Annotated in this window: 16 protein-coding genes; all 16 read left to right on the top strand. The window is 64.6% G+C overall.

What is annotated here, in order from left to right:
* Positions 1-111 precede the first annotated feature (111 nt).
* The 16 genes from GV818_RS05075 to GV818_RS05000 all read left to right on the top strand — a co-directional run bounded on the left by GV818_RS05075 (position 112) and on the right by GV818_RS05000 (position 18130).
* On the top strand, positions 112-1464 hold the full coding sequence (locus GV818_RS05075) for a UDP-glucose dehydrogenase family protein (protein WP_178124723.1): 1353 nt from the start codon (positions 112-114) through the stop codon (positions 1462-1464).
* Positions 1461-2480 carry an NAD-dependent epimerase gene (locus GV818_RS05070; protein ID WP_161754789.1) on the top strand — a complete coding sequence of 340 codons (1020 nt, stop codon included), beginning with the start codon at positions 1461-1463 and terminating at the stop codon, positions 2478-2480. The genes GV818_RS05075 and GV818_RS05070 overlap by 4 nt, the downstream gene beginning before the upstream one ends.
* Positions 2481-2543: 63 nt before the next feature.
* Positions 2544-3296: a sugar transferase gene (locus GV818_RS05065; RefSeq protein ID WP_161755279.1), complete on the top strand. Its 753-nt coding sequence runs from the start codon at positions 2544-2546 to the stop codon at positions 3294-3296.
* A 1-nt stretch (position 3297) separates the two neighbouring features.
* On the top strand, positions 3298-3942 hold the full coding sequence (locus GV818_RS05060) for a CpsD/CapB family tyrosine-protein kinase (protein ID WP_161775951.1): 645 nt from the start codon (positions 3298-3300) through the stop codon (positions 3940-3942).
* Between the two features lie 22 nt (positions 3943-3964).
* On the top strand, positions 3965-4984 hold the full coding sequence (locus GV818_RS05055; protein ID WP_161775950.1) for a polysaccharide biosynthesis/export family protein: 1020 nt from the start codon (positions 3965-3967) through the stop codon (positions 4982-4984).
* An 11-nt stretch (positions 4985-4995) separates the two neighbouring features.
* Positions 4996-6588, top strand: a complete 1593-nt coding sequence (locus tag GV818_RS05050; RefSeq protein WP_161775949.1) for a GumC family protein — start codon at positions 4996-4998, stop codon at positions 6586-6588.
* Complete coding sequence (locus tag GV818_RS05045) at positions 6573-7700, top strand: glycosyltransferase family 4 protein (RefSeq protein ID WP_161775948.1); 1128 nt, start codon at positions 6573-6575, stop codon at positions 7698-7700. The genes GV818_RS05050 and GV818_RS05045 overlap by 16 nt, the downstream gene beginning before the upstream one ends.
* A complete protein-coding gene (locus GV818_RS05040; RefSeq protein ID WP_161775947.1) occupies positions 7697-9064 on the top strand; it encodes an O-antigen ligase family protein in 1368 nt (455 codons plus the stop codon). The genes GV818_RS05045 and GV818_RS05040 overlap by 4 nt, the downstream gene beginning before the upstream one ends.
* Before the next feature lie 138 nt (positions 9065-9202).
* Positions 9203-10168 carry a glycosyltransferase family 2 protein gene (locus GV818_RS05035; protein WP_161775946.1) on the top strand — a complete coding sequence of 322 codons (966 nt, stop codon included), beginning with the start codon at positions 9203-9205 and terminating at the stop codon, positions 10166-10168.
* A complete protein-coding gene (locus GV818_RS05030) occupies positions 10161-11297 on the top strand; it encodes a glycosyltransferase (RefSeq protein ID WP_161754803.1) in 1137 nt (378 codons plus the stop codon). Before GV818_RS05035 ends, GV818_RS05030 begins: the two co-directional genes overlap by 8 nt.
* 1 nt (position 11298) lies before the next feature.
* Positions 11299-12297: a polysaccharide deacetylase family protein gene (locus GV818_RS05025; RefSeq protein WP_161775945.1), complete on the top strand. Its 999-nt coding sequence runs from the start codon at positions 11299-11301 to the stop codon at positions 12295-12297.
* A complete protein-coding gene (locus GV818_RS05020) occupies positions 12294-13601 on the top strand; it encodes a lipopolysaccharide biosynthesis protein (RefSeq protein ID WP_161775944.1) in 1308 nt (435 codons plus the stop codon). The genes GV818_RS05025 and GV818_RS05020 overlap by 4 nt, the downstream gene beginning before the upstream one ends.
* Positions 13601-15529 (top strand): hypothetical protein, encoded by a 1929-nt coding sequence (locus GV818_RS05015; RefSeq protein ID WP_161775943.1) that lies wholly within the window; start codon positions 13601-13603, stop codon positions 15527-15529. Before GV818_RS05020 ends, GV818_RS05015 begins: the two co-directional genes overlap by 1 nt.
* Positions 15526-16230: a GNAT family N-acetyltransferase gene (locus GV818_RS05010; protein WP_161775942.1), complete on the top strand. Its 705-nt coding sequence runs from the start codon at positions 15526-15528 to the stop codon at positions 16228-16230. Before GV818_RS05015 ends, GV818_RS05010 begins: the two co-directional genes overlap by 4 nt.
* The gene (locus GV818_RS05005; RefSeq protein ID WP_161775941.1) at positions 16227-17354 is read left to right on the top strand and encodes a GNAT family N-acetyltransferase; all 1128 of its coding nucleotides are present in this window, start codon (positions 16227-16229) and stop codon (positions 17352-17354) included. Before GV818_RS05010 ends, GV818_RS05005 begins: the two co-directional genes overlap by 4 nt.
* Entirely contained in the window at positions 17351-18130 is a 780-nt protein-coding gene (locus tag GV818_RS05000) for a carbohydrate deacetylase (RefSeq protein ID WP_161775940.1), read from the top strand. Before GV818_RS05005 ends, GV818_RS05000 begins: the two co-directional genes overlap by 4 nt.
* The last annotated feature ends 28 nt before the right edge of the window (positions 18131-18158 follow it).

The raw sequence follows: 18158 nt of genomic DNA, 5'->3' as shown, positions 1-18158 counted from the left end.
CCCTATGGTAGTGTCAAAAAAAGAACGCAGTAGCGGCTATGTGTCGCATGCGGTTTTCCGGAAGGTGAGCTACGCCCTCACCCCACACTCATCATGGACGAGGTCGTTCCCTTGGAAGTCAGCGTTTTTGGTACTGGCTATGTCGGTCTGGTACAAGCAGTAGCTCTCGCCGATGTCGGGCACAACGTGGTCTGCGTCGATATCGACAGCCACAAGATCGCCCAGCTGCAACGTTCTATTCCACCGATTCACGAACCGGGCCTGACGACCCTGATTGAAGAGAATCAAAAAGCCGGTCGACTGCACTTCACCACCCAGGCCAGCGATGCCGTAGGCCATGGCCAAGTGATCTTCATTGCCGTCGGCACCCCCTCCAATGAAGACGGTTCTGCGGACCTCGACCATGTCTTGGCGGTGGCCCGGCTCATTGCCTGCCTGATGTCCAGCGACAAAACCCTGGTGATCAAATCCACGGTGCCGGTGGGTACTGCTGACCTGGTGGTCGAGACTGTTGCCGAACAACTGGCGGACCTGGGCAAGTCCCAGCTGCGGGTGCATGTGGTCTCCAATCCGGAGTTCCTCAAGGAAGGCTCGGCAGTCGCCGACTGCATGCGTCCGGACCGGATCATCGTTGGCTGTGCCCACGACCTGCCCCGCCAGCAATTGACTGAGTTGTACGCACCGTTCAACCACAACCATGACCGCTTGATGTTCATGGATAACCGCAGCGCCGAACTGGTCAAGTACGCGGCCAACGCGATGCTTGCCACCCGCATCAGCTTCATGAACGAGATGGCCAACCTGGCAGAGCGCCTGGGCGTGGACATCAACGCCGTGCGCAAGGGCATCGGCGCCGACCCGCGCATCGGTTATCACTTCATCTACCCCGGTGCCGGTTTCGGTGGCTCGTGTTTCCCCAAGGACCTGCGAGCGTTGATCCACACCGCAGAAAGCCACGGGCTGGAGCCGCACATGCTCAAGACCGTGCGCGACGTCAACGAACAGCAGCGCCATGTGCTGTTTCGCAAGCTCAAGGCACACCTGGGGGACAACCTCCAAGGCAAGGTCATTGCGCTCTGGGGCCTGGCCTTCAAACCCAACACCGACGACATGCGCGAAGCCACCAGCCGCTACCTGATGCAAGCGCTGTGGGAAGCCGGGGCCAAGGTGCATGCCTACGACCCGGAAGCCATGACCGAATGCCGGCGCCTGTACGGCTATCGCGACGACCTGCTGCTGTGCGCTACCCGCGACGACACCCTGCAAGGTGCCGACGCCCTGGTGATCTGCACCGAATGGAAAGCCTTTCGCGTGGTGGACTTCAAGATGCTGCGCGACTCGCTCAAGGATCGCCTGATTGTTGACGGTCGCAACCTCTATAGCCCGCAACAAGCTGCGGACGCCGGCCTGCACTACCTGAGCATCGGTCTGCCGTATCGCGTTCCGGAGGCGCTCGACGCATGAATATCCTGATCACCGGGGCCGCCGGTTTCATCGGCGCCCATACCGCACTGCGTTTGCTCAAGGATGGGCATCAGGTCACCGGGCTGGATAATTTCAACGACTACTACGACCCCCAGCTCAAGCGCGACCGAGTGCGCTGGGTGGAGCAGCAAGTGGGGCACTTCCCCCTGCAACGCCTGGACCTGGCCGACAGCGAGGGCCTGGAACGGCTGTTCGCCGAAGTCCGCCCGCAGGTGGTGATCAACCTCGCCGCCCAGGCCGGAGTGCGCTACTCCCTGGAGAATCCCAAGGCCTACCTGGACAGCAACCTCAGCGGCTTTCTCAACCTGCTGGAGATGTGCCGGCGCTACCCGGTAGAGCACCTGATCTACGCCTCTTCCAGCTCGGTGTACGGCGCCAACCAGCAGACCCCGTACAAGGTCAGCGACAACGTCGACCACCCGTTGTCGCTGTACGCGGCGAGCAAGAAAGCCAATGAACTGATGGCCCACAGCTACAGCCATCTGTTCGGCGTGCCGGCCACCGGCCTGCGCTTCTTTACCGTGTACGGCCCCTGGGGCCGGCCGGACATGTCGCCGATCCTGTTTGCCGATGCGATCAGCCAGGGCCGACCGCTGAAGTTGTTCAACTACGGCATGCACCAGCGCGACTTCACCTACATCGACGACATCGTCGAATCCCTGGCACGCCTGCTGGGCAAGCCGCCGGTGCGCGATCCGCTGTGGAACCGCGAACAGCCAGACCCGTCCACCAGCATGGCGCCCTGGCGCCTGTTCAACATCGGTGGCCAGCGCCCAGTGGAGCTCAAGGACTACGTGGCGACCCTGGAAAAACTCCTCGGCCGTCAGGCTCAGGTGGATTACCTGCCCCTGCAACCCGGGGACGTACTCAACACCTGCGCCGATGTCAGCGCCCTGGAAAACCTCACCGGTTTCGGGCCACAGGTGCCGCTGGAGGAAGGCTTGCGCAGCTTTGTCCAATGGTACTTGAGCTACTACCAACGCGGCGCGTCCTGAACCGACGCCCCGCCCCTGCGCGTTTCCCCCCAACCTTTTGCAATGGATGTACTTCCGGTGGATATGGAAAGACCCTTCTCATCGCCTGCAACCGAGGTGCCGGCCCCTGCTCGCATCGACCGGCGCAACGATCCGTTCCGGCGCAAGGTCCAGGCCGCCATCGACCTGCAGCACCATGGCTGGATCACCGGCCGCGACGGCGGTCGCTCCTGGACCCTGTCACGCAGCAAGCGCCTGACCTCGGCGCTGCTGGCGGCGCTGTTGCTGGTGCTGTTGTCGCCACTGCTGCTGGTGGTGGCGCTACTGATCAAGTTCACCAGCCCCGGCCCGGTGTTCTTTGTGCAGCTGCGTACCGGCTTTCGTGGCCGGCGCTTCGGCATGTACAAATTTCGCACCATGGTGGTCAACGCCGAGGCCTTGAAGGACTCGGTGCGCCACCTGAACAAGCACGGCCCGGACTCGGTGGACTTCAAGATCGACCGCGATCCACGGATCACCGGGATTGGCGGTTTCCTGCGCCGCACCAGCCTCGACGAACTGCCGAACCTGATCAACGTGGTGCTCGGCCAAATGCGCATCGTCGGTCCGCGCCCTACCTCGTTCCATGCCCAGACCTACAAGGCACACCACCTCGGCCGGCTGAGCATCTACCCCGGGATCACCGGGCTGTGGCAGGTGTCCGGGCGCAGCGACGTGGATTTCGACGGTCGGGTAACCCTCGACATGACGTACATCTTCCAGCAGAGCCCCTGGCTCGACCTGAAGATCCTGATCAAAACCCCCTTCAAGGTCCTCAATGGCCACGGAGCAAGTTGAAATGGCGGCAGCAACCTTTGCCAGTCTGAATATCCAGAGCCCCAGCGAAAGCAACCTGGCGGTGACCGTGCTCGACCAGGAGCTGCGGGTGATCCTGCTCACGGCGGCCAATCGCAACAGCGGCATCACCAGCAGCAGCCTGAGCATGGCCAACGAACTGGCGCGCACCAGCCGCGGCCGGGTGTTGCTGGTGGACACCAGCCTCTCGGAAAACAGCCTGACCCGGCGCCTCGACCTGGATGACCGTGCGGGTTTTCTCGACCTGGCCCTGGCTGACACTCCGCCGACCCTGGCCTTCTGCATCGAAAGCCGCGACGAATTGAACTTCGACTTCCTGCCCCTGGGCCGGCGCCAGCAATACGCCGAGCGCCTGACCCCGCAATTGCTGCGCGAAGTGTTGCAGAGCCTGGCCAAGGAATACCGCTTCGTGATCATCGATGGCGACCCGGTGTACAGCAGCGGCGACATCCTCACCTTGAGCACTCAGGTGGATGGCGTGGTGCTGGTGGTACGCAGCGAGGAAACCCGCTGGGAAGTGGCCCAGGCCGCGGCGCAGCGCTTGATCCAGGCCGAAGCGAAATTGATCGGCAGTGTGTTCAACGCCCGCAAGTACTACATGCCCAAGTGGGTTTATGACCGTCTCTGACCGGCACAAGGAACGTGTAACCATGAACAAACCCATACTTTCCCTGCTGAGCCTGTCGCTGCTGGTGGCCCTGGGTGGCTGCATCAACCGCGAGCCGCAGCAGATGCCAGTGCAGATTCTCAGTGCCGCGGCCGATCAGGCCCAGCTCACTGAAGTCATGCCCATCGAACAGGTGCTGCGCCCGCAGGACGTGCTCGATGTGATCTTCCACATCGGCACCACCAGCCAGAGCCGCTATCTGGTGCAGCCTGGTGATCAGGTCGACGTGAGCTTCCTCACCGCCCCGGAACTGGGGGGCAGCAAGCTGGTATTGCCCGACGGCAGCATCGACATGCCCTACGTGGGCAATATCCAGGTTGCCGGGCTATCGGCGGAACAGGCGCGCCAGGTTCTGGAGACGCAGTACGCCAAGGTCTTGAAGAAGCCGCAGATCACCTTCTCGATTTCCCACGCCATGGCTCAGCTGGACAATCTGCGCACCAGCCTGACCAACCCCGCTACCGGCCTGAGCCGCGAGATCGTCGTGGGTTCCGACGGCCGCGCCAGTTTCCCGCTGCTGGGCAGCCTGTCCTTGCAGGGCAAGAGCCTGAGCGAGCTGCAGAGCCTGATCAACCAGCGCTACGCCAAGGAAGTGGGAGCAGTGAGCGTCGATGTACTGCTCAAGACCACCGCCGCCAACGAAGTGTTCGTCATGGGCGAAGTCGGCCAGCCGGGAGCCTACCCGATCCGCCGGCCGATCTCGGTGCTCGAGGCCCTGACCCTGGCCAAGGGCGCCGGACCCACCGCGCGCCTGGACTCGGTGGTGATCATGCGGCGCAAGGGCAACCAGGTCGAAGCGCGGGTCTATGACGCCGATGCGGCGCTGGACGGCAAGGCCTTGCAGTTCGCCTACCTGCAGCCGGACGACATGCTCTACGTACCCAAGACCCGCCTGGCCAAGGCCGGGGCCCTGAGCAAGCAGCTGGCTGACGTGATCATGTTCCAGGGTGTCGGGTTCAGCTTCGGCTACCGCGTCGACAACAAAGAAACGAAAAATAACTGAGCCCCCTCTTGATGACCAAGATCGAAAACTACCTGCACGAGTTCCTGCTCGTGTTCTTTGTCAATCGACGCCTGATCAAACGGGTGTTCCTGGGCTTCGCGCTGATCGCCCTGCTACTGCCGCTGGTGCTCAAGCAGAGCTTCGAGGTCACTGCCGAAGTGATTGTGCAGTCCAAGAAGCTGTCGCAGACCGACGCCAACACCATGCTCACCCCGGACTCCGACAAGTTCATCCCGCCGTCGCTGGCGGACATGGAGACCGAGAGCAATATCCTGCGTTCGCCGACCCTGATCCGCACCACCATCGACCAGCTGCGCCGCGAGGGCCAGTTCGGTGGCAGCGAGGGCCTGTTGAGCAAGCTGATCGTCAAGCCGATCAAGAACGGCCTGATCGATCCGCTGCGCAATCATGTGATCAATCCCGTGCGCGGCTTCTTCGGGCTGGCCGTGGATCCGGTGCGCGACACCAGTCTGGATGCCTTCACCGACCAGGCGGTCAAGGACCTGAAGATCGGCACCCTGCCCGGCTCCAACGTGATCTCGGTGGTCTACAGCAGCCCGAATGCCGCCGAAGGCACGCGCTTCGTCGAGCGCCTGCTGGCCAACTACCTGAAGAATCGCCAGGACCTGCAATCCAACGAACTGCCCGAAGCCTTCTACGAACAGAAAAAGGCTCAGTACCAGTCGCGCCTGGATGACCTGGAAGGCAAACGCCAGGCCCTGCTGGAAGCGGCCCATGCCTCCGACCCCAAGGAAGAAATCACCTTCCGCCTGAACGCCATCAACACTGAAGAGCAGTCCCTCAACGGCTACCGCGACCAGGCCCTGGAGAACCAGCGCCGCCTGGACTACCTGCAGAAGAACCTGGCGGCTGCGCGCAAGGCCAACCTGACCGACTACACCTTCCCCTTCGCCTTTGCCAACACCGTGGACAACGTTGCCTACGAAGACCGCGAGATCAAGCAACTGGGCGAGCAGCTGACCAACCTGGTGACCCAGTTCGGCACCACGGCCGACACCTACCGGGCCGACAGCGTACCGATGCAGCAGCAGCGCGAGCAGATCGTGCGGGCCCGGGCGCAGTTCCTCAAGGTGGTGGAAAACCGCGTGCGCGAGCGCAGCAGCGACCTGCAGATCACCCAGTCGGTGATTGCCCAGAAGAGTGCGCGGATCAACGAGTACAAGACCCGGGTACGCGACCTGCAGGAAGTGCTGAGCAAACTGCGTCAGCTGGACACCGAAATCGATGCCTTGCACAAAGCCTTCTTCACCTACACCCAGCGCTACGAAGAAAGCCGCGGCGAACGCCTGATCAGCGGTGAACTGTCCAACGCGCGGGTTCTCAGCCAGCCCTATGAACCCAGCGAAGCGGCGTTCCCCAAACCGATGCTGATCATTCCCCTGGGCCTGCTCACCGGCCTGCTGCTGGCCATCGCCCTGGGCTATGTCTACGAGTTCTTCGACCACCGCTTCAAGCACCCGGCCCAGGTCAGCGATCACCTCGGCCTGCCGGTGCTGATGGTGCTCAACGCGGTTGAAGAGCAGCAGGTCAATCCCTATCCACGCTGGACCTGGCGCTGGGCCTGGTATTGGGCCAAACAGTGAACGACCTGAGCCGGGCCGTGCAGCCCATCGTGCACCTGATCCACAGCGGCGGCTTCTATGGTGCCGAACGCATGCTGCTGGATCACTGCCTGGTCACGCCGGGGCAGCACCGGGTGGTGTTCCTCAACGCTCCGGCAACACTGCTGGAACGTTTTGCCAAGGCCGGTGTGCCAAGCCACAACTGCCAGTGCTTGAAAGAGTTGCTGGCTCACCTGCGGCACCAGCCTGGGCTGCTCAACGCCCACAACTTCAAGGCCCAGGTGTTCGCCTGGGTTTGCGCCCGGCGCCTGCACCTGCCCCTGGTGCTGACCCAGCACGGTTTCACCCCGCGCAGCCTGAAACAGAAGCTCTACACCTGGATCAGCCTGCGCCTGTGCCGCAGCCGCCAGGTACGCCGGGTGGCCTGCGTGGCCCAGAGCATTGCCCAGTTGCACGTGCAGGCGGGCGTGGCCGAGGCCAAGCTGCGGGTGATCCCCAACGGCCTGCCGGAGCCCAAGCTGACCCTGCCGGCGAGCACCGATGGCCCGCCGCTGCGCGAGCCCGAAGTGCGCCGCGACGAGGCCGAACCCCTGGTGGGTTTTGTCGGCCGCTTGAGCGCGGAAAAAGGCCCGGACCTGTTCCTCGATGCGCTGATTGCCCTGTGCCACCAGCGCCCCGGGCTCAAGGCCGTGCTGCTGGGCGACGGCGAGCAGAACCAGGCCTTGCGCCAACGTATCGAAGACGCCGGGCTGGCGTTGCGGATCCTGTTGCCGGGTTATCAGAACGACATGCAGCCCTGGCTCAAGCGCCTCAACGTATTGGTGCTCAGCTCACGCACCGAGGGCACGCCGATGATCCTCCTGGAAGCCATGCAGGCCGGCACCCCAGTGGTGGCCTTTGCCGTGGGCGGCATTCCCGATGTGCTGCAACACCGGCACAACGGCCTCTTGGCCAAGCCCCTGGACAGTGCCGAGCTGGAACGCCGCATCGGCGAGCTGCTGGATGATCCGGGCTTGGCCGAGGAACTGGCCGGCGCCGCCCGTGTTACCCAGCGCAAGTACTATCACCTGCCCACCCTGGCCCGCAGCTGGGATGAGCTGTACCGCGTCGCCAGAGAGGCCACCCCGGTATGATCGCCGCCCCGTTCCTCGGACTTCTGTTGGGCCTGGCCAGCTTGCTGCTGCTTGCCAGCCCGTGGCCGTTTCTCGCGCCGCTGGTGGTGGTCGGGTTATTTGGCCTGGCCGTGCTGTATCGCCGCCCAGGCTGGGGCCTGCTGGGGATTTGTGCCCTGGTGCCCTTCGAGGGCCTGTTCAAGGACAGCGCGTTTTCCGGGGCCAAGCTGCTGGGCGCCTCGCTGATCCTGATCATGCTGTTCAAGCTGCTGTTGCGGCAGATCCCCGAAACCCGCTTGCGCAGCAATCTGTGGCGGGCCCTCGGGCCGTTCCTGCTGTGCCTGCTGCTGAGCCTGATGTACAGCGAGAATCTGCTGGTGTCCCTGGACAACCTGCGGGAGCTGGCGGTGGGCCTGGTGCTGTTTTTCGTCACCCTGCTGATCGCCCGCGAGATCAACCTGTTGATGCTCTGCCGGCTGTTGGCGGTGAGCGTGGCAATCACTTGCGTGATCGCGTTGATTTCCGCCAAGTACCAGGTGGGTGGCCGGGCTATCGGCCTGTTGCAGGACGCCAACTATTTCGCCCTGTTGATCGCCATGGCGGTACCACCGGCGATCTTCCTTGCCTTGCGCTCGCCCTACTGGCCGGTGCGGCTGTTCTGGGTCGGCATCAGCCTGACCCTGATGGCCGGCATGACCAAGACCGACTCGCGCTCCGGCCTGCTGGTGGTGCTGTTCACTATCGCCATCGGCGCCTGGCACTACCGCGACCGGCTCAAGGGCCTGCGACCCAAGCACCTGGGGTTCGCCATGTTCGCCGTGGCGATCGTCGTGCCCCTGGGGATTGCCGCACTGCCGGCGGACTATGTGGCACGGATCAAGTCCCTGGGCATGCTCAAGTCCGGTGCCCACTCGGAAGACACCTCTCTGGGCCGGCGCACCTCCTACCTGGTAGTGGGTGGCCAGATGATCCGAGAAAACCCGCTGCTGGGCTCGGGCCTGGGCACCTTCCCGATTCATTACGCACAGACCGGTTTTGCCAGCAGCTTCTCGGAAAACATGAACGAGCCGGACCTGTTCCGCCGGGCCCACAACACCTACCTGGAACTGTTCAGCGAACTGGGGATTCCCGGCGGCCTGAGCTTTGTGGTGCTGATGCTCATGGGCCTGCGCAATTTCGAGCGGGCACGCCAGGGGTTTCTCGCCCGTGATCAGCGCGAGCAGGCCGATATCGCCACCCACCTGGGCTTGAGCCTGCTGGCCATGGCGGTGTTCCTGCTGTTTCTCAGCGCGCCGAACCACAAGTACCTGTGGATCTTCCTGGCCCTGTCCAGCGTGCTCCGGTTGCAGGCCGAAGAAGCCCCGGCGCGCCGTGCCCCGACCTGATCGGTAGTCCCTGAGCCTCCCTCCTGCGCCGCTTGCGAGCGGCGCCAGGCGGTATGGCCAACACCGAGCAAGGCCGAAAAAACAGCGCCGAGACAAGGCGTCCATGACAACAACGCAATCTGGCCAAGGGAGGCAAAGATGCAAAGGATCAGCGTGATAGTGCCCATGTACAACGAGGTACGTCACATCACCCGGACCCTGGACAGCGTGCTCCGCGCGGCCAGGGCTGCCGCCGTCGACTGCGAATTGATCGTGGTCGACAACGGTTCCACCGACCAGGGGCCGCAACAGGCCCAGGCGCTGGGCGCGCGGGTCCTGCTCTGCCCGGGGATCAGCATCGGGGCCTTGCGCAATCGCGGAGCGGCCGTCGCCACTGGCGATTGCCTGGCATTTCTCGATGCGGATATCGAGGTCCCCGAGAACTGGCTGCAACTCTGGCAACAGGCCTTGGCCGAACAACGCGCCGAGGTCTTCGCTCTGGACTGCGCAGCGCCTGCCAGCGCTCCCTGGTTCGCCAGGGCCTGGCAACGTCGCAGTCTGGCCGGCGGCCAGCAAGCCCGCCTGCTGCACTGGATGCCTACGCCCAATCTGTGCCTGCAGCGGGTCTGGTTCGAACGTGTCGGCGGCTTTGACGAGCAACTGCGCACTGGCGAAGACAAGGACTTTGGCTTGCGCCTGCACGCTGCCGGCGCCCGCCAACTGAGCCAGCCGCAACCCCAGGTGCTGCATTGGGGGTTCGAGGGCAGTTGGGGCGAATGGGCCGGCAAGGAGCGCTGGCGCCAGGGCAGCCATGTGCAACTGCTAAAGGGCAGTGGCCTCAACCTGCGTTTGCTGCGTTTTCCCCTGTTGTGCCTGGCCTGTGCGGCACTCAGCCTGCTGGCCCTGCTCGGCCTGCTGCTGGGGCGTCCGGCCCTGACCGCGCTGTGCCTGTTGCTGGGGGGGCTGGTGCCCCTGGTCCTGGCCCTGCGCCAAGGCCTGCGTCAGCGTGATCCGCTGTTTGTCCTGCAACTCTGGGTCCTGCACTGGGTGCGTCTGCACCTGGGGGCCGTGGCACTGATTCAGGGTCTGTTCAACCGTTCTGCTGTGAGGCCTGACCGTGGCTAAAATAATTTTCTGGCTGTGCCTGTTACTGCCCTTCTATGCCTGGGTTGGTTATCCGCTGCTGTTGGCCCTGCTGAGCCTGTTCGTCAAACCGCGACCGCAGGAACCAGGCCCGCCCCTGTCGGTCAGCGTGATCATTGCCGCGCATAACGAAGGCCCGCACATCGAACACAAGCTGCGCACCCTGCTGCAACAGGATTACCCGGCCAGCGACCTGCAGATCATCCTCGCCAGCGACGGCTCCAGTGACGACACCGTGGCCACCGCCCTGGGCGTACGCGATTCGCGGATCGTGGTCCTCGACCTGCCCAGAGTGGGCAAGGCCGGGGCCCTGAACGCCGCCGTGGAGCTGGCGCGCAACGACATCCTGGTGTTCACCGACGCCGACAACCAGTGGTCCACCGATACCCTGGGCAAACTCTTGGCGCCCCTGGCCGATCCGCAGGTCGGGGCCTGCGGCGGGCACATGATCATCCCCAACCCGGGGCACAACCTGAGCCTGGGAGACAGCCTGTACCGGCATTACGAGGCCTGGTTGCGCCAGGCGGAAAACCGTACCGGCTGCATGGTTTCCGCCGACGGCGCATTGCTGGCCCTGCGCCGCGAGCTGTTCCAGCGGATTCCCGCCGAGGTCAACGATGACTTCTTCATCAGCACCTGCGCCCCGGTGGCCGGCAAGCGCATTGTCTATGTCGAAGAGGCCCAGGTACTCGACCAGGGCGTCGACGAAGCCGGCAAGCAATACCGCCGGCGCCTGCGGGTCACCGTCGGCGGCCTGCAGAGCCTGGCCCAGCGGCGCGAGCTGATGAACCCGTTGCGCCACGGCGCCTACGCCATTGCCCTGATCAGCCACAAACTGATACGCCGCCTGGCCCCGGTGTTGTTGCTGCCGCTGCTGCTCAGCAGCCTGTGGCTGTGGAACGCCGGAGCCTTCTACAGCCTGAGCCTGATCGCCCAGGTGCTGGGTTACGGTGCCGGGGTGCTGGGGCTGCTGGACAGTCGCGGGCGCCTGCCCAAGGTGTTTCGTCTCGCCGGCTTCGTGCTGGTGACCCTGGCCGGCATGAGCATGGGCCTCTGGCAGTTTCTCCGCGGGCGGCGTTATGCCCTGTGGAACCCACAACAGAACCGCTGACATGAACTTCAAACAATCCCTCAAGCGCCTGCTCGGCAGCGCCTACCTGCACAGCCTCGGCCGCGCCCGCCTGAGCGACGCCGGGGTGGTGCTGATGCTGCACCGGGTACTGGCCGACTCCACCGCCGCGCGCAAGCCCCACCGGGCTCCGTTGTGCGTTGGCCAGGATCATTTCGAGCATCTGCTGCGCTGGTTGCGGCGGCATTTCGACTGTGTGCCGCTGCAGCACTTGCTGGAGTATCCCGGTGGCGATCGGCCGCGAGTGGCACTGACTTTCGACGATGGCTGGCGCGACAATGCCGAGGTCGCCTATCCGCTGCTGGAGCGTTACGAGGTGCCGGCGAGCATCTTCCTGTCCACCGATTTCATCGGCAGCCAGCAAGGTTTCTGGTGGGAATCGATTGGCGAAACCCTGTGGCAGCACGGCGCCAGCCCCGCAGCACAGCCGCTGCTGGTGCAGTTGCGGGCGCTGCAACTGACGCCCCCGCCCAGCTTGCTGCAAACCGACGACAGCGACGCTCGCAGCCGAGCACTCGGGGGCTTTTTGCAATGCCTGAAAAACCTGGCTCCCGAGACCCTGCAAGCCCTGGCCGACAGTTGCCCCGCCGCCAGTGCCCCCCACAGCCTGGACTGGGCCCAGGTCGAGCGCCTGGAACGCTCTGGGCTGGTGCGCTTTGGCCCCCACGGCGCCAGTCACGGCATCCTCACCCGCCTTGACGGCCCAGCGTTGCGCAGCGACCTGCACCGTTCCCACGCGGCCTTGCAGGAACACTGCCAGGCGCCACTGGGGGTGTATTGCTACCCCAATGGCGATCACAGCCCCGAGGTGCGCGCAGCAGTCGCCGAGCTGGGCTATCGCTACGCCCTGGGCACGCGCCCCGGCTTGATCGAGGCCGACGGCAATCCGCTGCTGGCCTTGCCGCGCATCGATGTCAGCCACGCCAGCGCCGGGCGCCCGGGCCTGCTGGCCTGGCGCTTGCTGCAGGGAGCGCGGGCATGAAGCGCGGCAGCTACCTCTGGCACCTGGCCCTGAGCATGGGCACGCGGCTGGCGATGATCGGCCTGCGATTACTGCGCAACGTGTTGCTGGCACGCCTGCTGGGGCCCGCCGATCGCGGCCTGTTCGCCCTGCTCAGCACCTTGCCGGACCTGATCGCCGCGCTCACCAGTGGCGGCCTCAACACCGCTGTCGGTTATGAGGCGGCGCGCCAGCGGCCCATGGGGCTGTTGCTGACCCAGGTGCTGATCTACGGCTGCCTGCTGGCCGGCTTGCTGACCCTGGCCGGCCTGGCCGTGAGCAACACCTTGGGCAGCCAGTGGGAGATCAGCCTGCAACTGGGGGACCTGGCCTGGCTGTTGTTGCTGGCGGTGCCGATCACTGTGCTCAAGAGCGGCTTGCTGACCCTGCACAACGCCGATGGCCGGGTCGAAGCCTTCAATGCCCTGCGCCTGCTGGAATCCCTGGTGCCGCTGCTGTTGTTCGTCGGCCTGTGGTGGATCTGGCGCGACCAGCCGCTGTCCGCCGCACTCATCAGTTGGCTGGGCGGCACCGTGTTGGTGGTGGTGGTCGGCTGGTGCTGGTTGGCGCGTTTTCATGATTTGCGCCTGCGCTGGCAGGCCGGGGAACAAGGCAAGCTGCTGCGCTACAGCGCCCAGAGCCATCCTGGGGTGCTGTCCCAGCAACTGATGCTGCGTTCGGACTACCTGTTTATCGGTGCCCTGCTCGATCCGGCCGCCCTGGGCTGGTATGCCATGGCCAGTGCCGCCGCCGAGCTGTTGCTGATCATTCCCGAGGCAGTGACCACACCCTTGATGAAGCGCCTGCTACAACAGGGGGCCGGCATCGAGCAACTCACCGCCCTGGCCCTGCGCCTGACTGCCACGGTCATGCTCGGCGCCTGCCTGTGCATGGCGCTGATCGGCCAGTGGCTGATCGTCACCCTATTCGGCGCCGAATACGCCCCGGCGTACAGCGCGCTGCTGGCCCTGCTGCCGGGGCTGTTCGGCCTGTGCTACGCGAGCATCCTGCGCCTGGACCTGCTGGGCAAGCAGCGTCCTGGGGCCCTGTCATTGCTGTTGGCCGGCGGTGCCCTGCTGAACCTGGCGCTCAACGCCGTATTGATCCCGCACCTGGGCATCGTCGGCGCCGGCCTGGCCTCGTCCATCGCCTACCTGGCGGTGAGCCTGGTGATGCTTGGCCTGTATTGCCACCTCAGTGGTGTGGCCTGGTACCGCACCCTGATCCTGCTACCTGGAGACATTGTCTACGTGCGTCACTTATTGCGTCCTAAGGAAAAGGCCTGATGAAACCCTGCTCCCTGCTCGCCCTGATGCTGATCTCAGCGGCTTCATCCCTGCACGCGGAGCCCATGCAATGGGCGGATATCCGCGACGGCAGCCTGTATCTGCAGGCCGCTGCCGCAGACACCCTGCAATTGCGCTGGAGCCCGGCCTGGCAAAGCGATGCCAACCAGGAACAGCTGTACCTGCTGGGCCCCGACGGCCAGTTGCTGCAACAGTTGGAAATCCGCGCCGATCAACCTTATGGCCAACGGGAAGTCCAGCTGCCGGCCGCCCAGGGTGACTATCGGCTGCAAGTCCCGGGCTACAGCTTCCGTAACTTCAAGGTCAACCACGACAGCGCCACTCGCGGCCAATTCGAACCAGCCAAGGTACATTTCAGTGCCGACGTCCCCAGCGGCGTCGAGCTGTACTTTCGCGTGGCGGCTGGCGAGCAGGCGGTGCTGGCAGGCAAGTATTACGGCGGCGTCAGTGTGCTCCAGGCTTCACGCCTGAGTGACGGCCAACTGGTCCGGCTCAAGCTGGTGGAGCACCCGCAGTACGGGCAGTTCGACCAGGCCGCCTTGCCGGTGGCCCAGCAGGACGAAGTCTGGCGCTTGTCGCTGGGCGGTTCGGGCAAGGTCGGGTTCTGGCTCGACGGCACCGCCAACCTGTTCGCCCAGGACCTGCGCCAACTGCACCCGCTGCAGTGGGCACCGAGCCGGGTCGAGCTGACCCTCAAGCCCCAGGTACGCGGCCCCAGCCCGCACCTGGGGATCGCCCTGCCCTATGCCGAACCCCCGCAGTCGACGTTCGAATTGCTGCGGGCCCTGGGTCCGCGGTCCGCCAACTTCTACAGCTTCGTCGATGTGATCAAGCAAGAGCCGCAGCGGGAAATCGCCTTCCGTCGGTTGTACCGCGAGACGTTCAAGATCGACCGCGACATCACCTTGCTCGCGGGCACCGGCCGCCAGGCAGTGCTGGAGGCCGGCAGCCAGACCTTTGCCGGACTCGATGCCTGGCTGGCCGACAGCGTCCAGTTGGGTAACCAGGGCTTGCACTACCTGGCATTCGCCGACGAGCCCAACCTCAACTACCCGAGCTACGCGGTGTTTGCCGCGTATTTTGCGCGGATGCTGGAACACACCAAGGCCAACCCTGACGCCCGTGCCGCGGGTGTACGCATTGCCATGCCGGTGAGCTCGCGCTTGCTCGATGGACCCTTCCGGGTCGGTGCCGGGCAACGCCGGGGCATCGACTGGGCCCGGCAATTGCTGGCCGAGCACGGCGCCGATATCGATGCCCTGGCCTGGCACGAGTGGATGGTTCGCGATCTGCTGGCCACCCGCCGTTATCGCGCCAGCGTGCGCGCCGCAGCCGACCTGGTGGGGCTGGACGAGCACGGCCGGCCGCGCAAGGCACTGTTGCTGAGCCAGACCAATATCTCCAGCGGCCCGGACCTCAGCCCCTATCAGCAAGACACCCACTACGCCGCCCTGTGGTGGGCCTCGGTGGTGATCAACGCTTCCCAGGACGGCCTGCTGGACATGCTCAACTGGTTCCAGGCCGCCGACGAGCCCGAGTACCCCAAGGGCATGCTGTCCCAGCAAGATGCCCAGCGCTTCAGCCTGAAGCCGGTGGCACGGGCCCAGCAGTTCATCCAGCAGCATTGGCTGGGCGAAGTGCAGAGCCTCGATAACCCGGCGTTCGAGGTGGATGCCCTGGCCCTGCGCGACGGCCCGCGCCACAGCCTGTTGGGCGTGGCCAAGACGCCCCGTGCCTACACCATTGACCTGGCAGGTGCACTGGATATCTGCCAGTCGAACCCGAGCCTCGAACTGCTGGGCCCCGATGGCCGCAGCCGCGCTGCAGCGGTGCAGTGCAGCGATGGCCGGGCGCAGTTCCAACTGCCCGCTGAAACCCTGTTTGCCTTGACCTGGAAAACCCTATGAATCGCTTGACCGGCCTGTTGGCCAAAATCCGCCGCAAGGGCCTGCGCGGCAGCCTGCGGGTGTTCTGCGAACGGTTCTTTTTCTACCACTGGGAACTGCTGACCCTGGAGCGTTCCCTGACCCTGCCGGTGCCCTGCCCCATCAACCCCAGCCGCTGGCCCCAGGTGCGTATCACCACCGACCTGCTGCCGGCTTTCGACAAGTACTTCAAGGCCCAGCTGCCAGCCATTCGCGGCCTGCTGAACAAGGGCAGCCGCGGCAGCGCGCACCTGGATGAAGACGGTAACGTGATGATGATGGTCTGGGTCAGCGAGCGCGATTACTACGACGACCAGTTGTACCGCTGCTGGATGCGCATGCCGCCAGGCTGCCTGTACCAGTTCGCCGGTGAATGTGCGCCGCCGTTTCGCGGTTCGGGGGTGGTGATCCTGGCGCAGAAGATGCTCTGGGACGAGTACCGTGAGCGTGGTTTCAAGGCCACCCGGGCCTTGGTCAATGTGCGCAACGAAGCCGCGCTGAAAATGCACATGCGCCTGGGTTTTCAGGAGATCGGTGAGTCCTTGCACGTCTATTGCCTGCTGCGGTGCCTGCATTTCCATCGCCGCCGCCCCTATCACCAGACCCGCCTGCATCATCTGCGCCGGGGGCGCCTGGCCCAGCATCCGGTCTCTTCCAGCCAGACTGATAAGGACCTCTCGTGAGCTTTCGGTGGCAATGGTGCGCAAGCCTTGCGGCAGCAGATTTCCCCGTGGCGGCCTATGAACAGCTGCGCCAACGCTGCGTTGACGCCACGCCCTTCAACCGCCTGAGCTGGTTGCAGGGTGCCGAACAGGCGCTCGATGGCCGACAACACTTGCAGATTCTGCTGGGCTGGCAAGATCAGCAACTGCTGCTCTGCCTGCCACTGATCCGCGGCCGCGAGCGCAAGGCCGGACTGCCCCTGCAGGTGGTACGCCATTTGGGCCACCCCCTGAGTGACCGCCTGGCGCTGCTGGTCGCAGACCCGGCGCAAAGCGCGATGCCCGAGGCGTTGCAGGAAATCCGCCGGCAGATGCCCCACGACCTGCTGCAGTTCCACGAACTGGTCAATGCCGCCAGCCTGCTCGCGCCTTGGCGTCGGGCCAGTTGGTACAGCGAGCAATCCTTGAGCTGTCGCGCGCCGGAACACTTGATCGTCGACAGCGACCGTGGGGAAGCCAGTGGCACTTTGCGCTATGAACTGCGGCGAGCGAAGAAACGCTGCGGGGAAATCGATGCCCGAGTGGTGCGCATGGCGCCCGAGGCAGATGGCATCGATAGTGTTCTGCAGAGGCTCAGTGAGGTGGAACAGGCCAGTTGGAAAGGCGCCGACGGCCTGGGGATTTTCTCCGGAGAACAACGCCAGCAATGGATGCAGACGGCGTTGCGCGGGCTGGCCGCCGAGGGCTGCGTGCGGGTGGTGATGCTCGAACATCAGGGGCACTGCATCAGCTATCGTCTCGGCCTGCTGGAGCGCGGTCGCCTGTATGACTACAACATCGCCTTCTTGGCCGAGCACGCCAACCTCGGCAGTGGCCGGTTGCTGCTGGACGAGTGGATTCGCTGGGGGCTGGACGAAGGCTGGCAGTGGGTGGATGCCTCTCGGGTCAGCCTCAGTCGCTCCAGCCACCAGTTGCATGAACGCATGAGCGGCCTGGTGGAGCACCAGCGCTGGAGCTTTTACTCCTGGCGCCCCCTGGGCCTGCTGGCGGGCGTCGCCGAACGCCTCTGGCAATACCTCAAACCTCGCCTCAAAGCCTGGCGCGAACGCCGCCAGGCCGGCACTGCACAAGGGGCTCACCGATGAACTACACCCTGTCCGTTCCACGCGTGCACCGGGTCATCGTCAATGCTGACGACTTCGGTCTCGACCTGGACTACAACCAACTGACCCTGCGCGCCTTCAAGCGTGGGGTGATCAGTTCCGCCACCCTGATGGCCAACATGCCGGCCTTCGAGGATGCCTGCCGCCTGGCCCACGAACATGCCTTGCTGGGGCGCATCGGCTTGCACTTCAACCTGACCTATGGCGAGCCACTGAGCCCGGCGATCCGCACCCAGCCGTTGTTTTGCGACGCCAAGGGGCAGTTCGATCTCAACCTGCCGCGCTCGGCCTTGCGCCTTTCGGCCCCCGCGAGCGAAGCCGTCAGGCAGGAGCTGCAGGCCCAGTGGCAACGCTGTGTTGATCAGGGGCTGCGCCCCAGCCATATCGACTCGCACCAGCACGTGCACAATATCTGGCCGATTGGCGTGATCGTTGCGCGCTTTGCCGCCCAGCAGGGTGTGCCGGTGCGCCTGGCTCGCAATCTCGGCGGCAATATCGGCCCGCTCAAGCGACTGTTCAAAAGCTCGCTGAACCGGCGGATTTGCGGGTTATCGGGATTTGGCATGATCACGGTATGCACGCCCAAGGACCTGCTGGACGGATTTCGTCCCGAGGGCGTGGTGGAAGTGGTGGCCCATCCGACGCAATTGGCCGATGGCGATTTTGGCGACGACTACCTGCCGCCGGAGCAGTCACTGGAGCAACTGCTGAACATGGCCCTGCCCAGGCATCAGCGGATTGCCTACAGTGAACGGTGAAGCGCGAGTGGGAAAGCGGGCGCGATAG

The sequence above is a fragment of the Pseudomonas sp. Fl4BN1 genome, assembly GCF_009908285.1.
In the GTDB taxonomy this organism is placed as follows: Bacteria; Pseudomonadota; Gammaproteobacteria; order Pseudomonadales; family Pseudomonadaceae; genus Aquipseudomonas.
This window is presented reverse-complemented; position numbering and strand designations above follow the sequence as displayed.

What these genes read in the sequence shown, in the direction of transcription:
- GV818_RS05060 (WP_161775951.1), top strand. Translation starts at nt 3,298, where the DNA reads ATGGCGGCAGCAACCTTTGCCAGTCTGAATATCCAGAGCCCCAGCGAA.
- GV818_RS05065 (WP_161755279.1), top strand. Translation starts at nt 2,544, where the DNA reads ATGGAAAGACCCTTCTCATCGCCTGCAACCGAGGTGCCGGCCCCTGCT.
- GV818_RS05050 (WP_161775949.1), top strand. Translation starts at nt 4,996, where the DNA reads ATGACCAAGATCGAAAACTACCTGCACGAGTTCCTGCTCGTGTTCTTT.
- GV818_RS05000 (WP_161775940.1), top strand. Translation starts at nt 17,351, where the DNA reads ATGAACTACACCCTGTCCGTTCCACGCGTGCACCGGGTCATCGTCAAT.
- GV818_RS05015 (WP_161775943.1), top strand. Translation starts at nt 13,601, where the DNA reads ATGAAACCCTGCTCCCTGCTCGCCCTGATGCTGATCTCAGCGGCTTCA.
- GV818_RS05035 (WP_161775946.1), top strand. Translation starts at nt 9,203, where the DNA reads ATGCAAAGGATCAGCGTGATAGTGCCCATGTACAACGAGGTACGTCAC.
- GV818_RS05020 (WP_161775944.1), top strand. Translation starts at nt 12,294, where the DNA reads ATGAAGCGCGGCAGCTACCTCTGGCACCTGGCCCTGAGCATGGGCACG.
- GV818_RS05010 (WP_161775942.1), top strand. Translation starts at nt 15,526, where the DNA reads ATGAATCGCTTGACCGGCCTGTTGGCCAAAATCCGCCGCAAGGGCCTG.
- GV818_RS05040 (WP_161775947.1), top strand. Translation starts at nt 7,697, where the DNA reads ATGATCGCCGCCCCGTTCCTCGGACTTCTGTTGGGCCTGGCCAGCTTG.
- GV818_RS05055 (WP_161775950.1), top strand. Translation starts at nt 3,965, where the DNA reads ATGAACAAACCCATACTTTCCCTGCTGAGCCTGTCGCTGCTGGTGGCC.
- GV818_RS05070 (WP_161754789.1), top strand. Translation starts at nt 1,461, where the DNA reads ATGAATATCCTGATCACCGGGGCCGCCGGTTTCATCGGCGCCCATACC.
- GV818_RS05025 (WP_161775945.1), top strand. Translation starts at nt 11,299, where the DNA reads ATGAACTTCAAACAATCCCTCAAGCGCCTGCTCGGCAGCGCCTACCTG.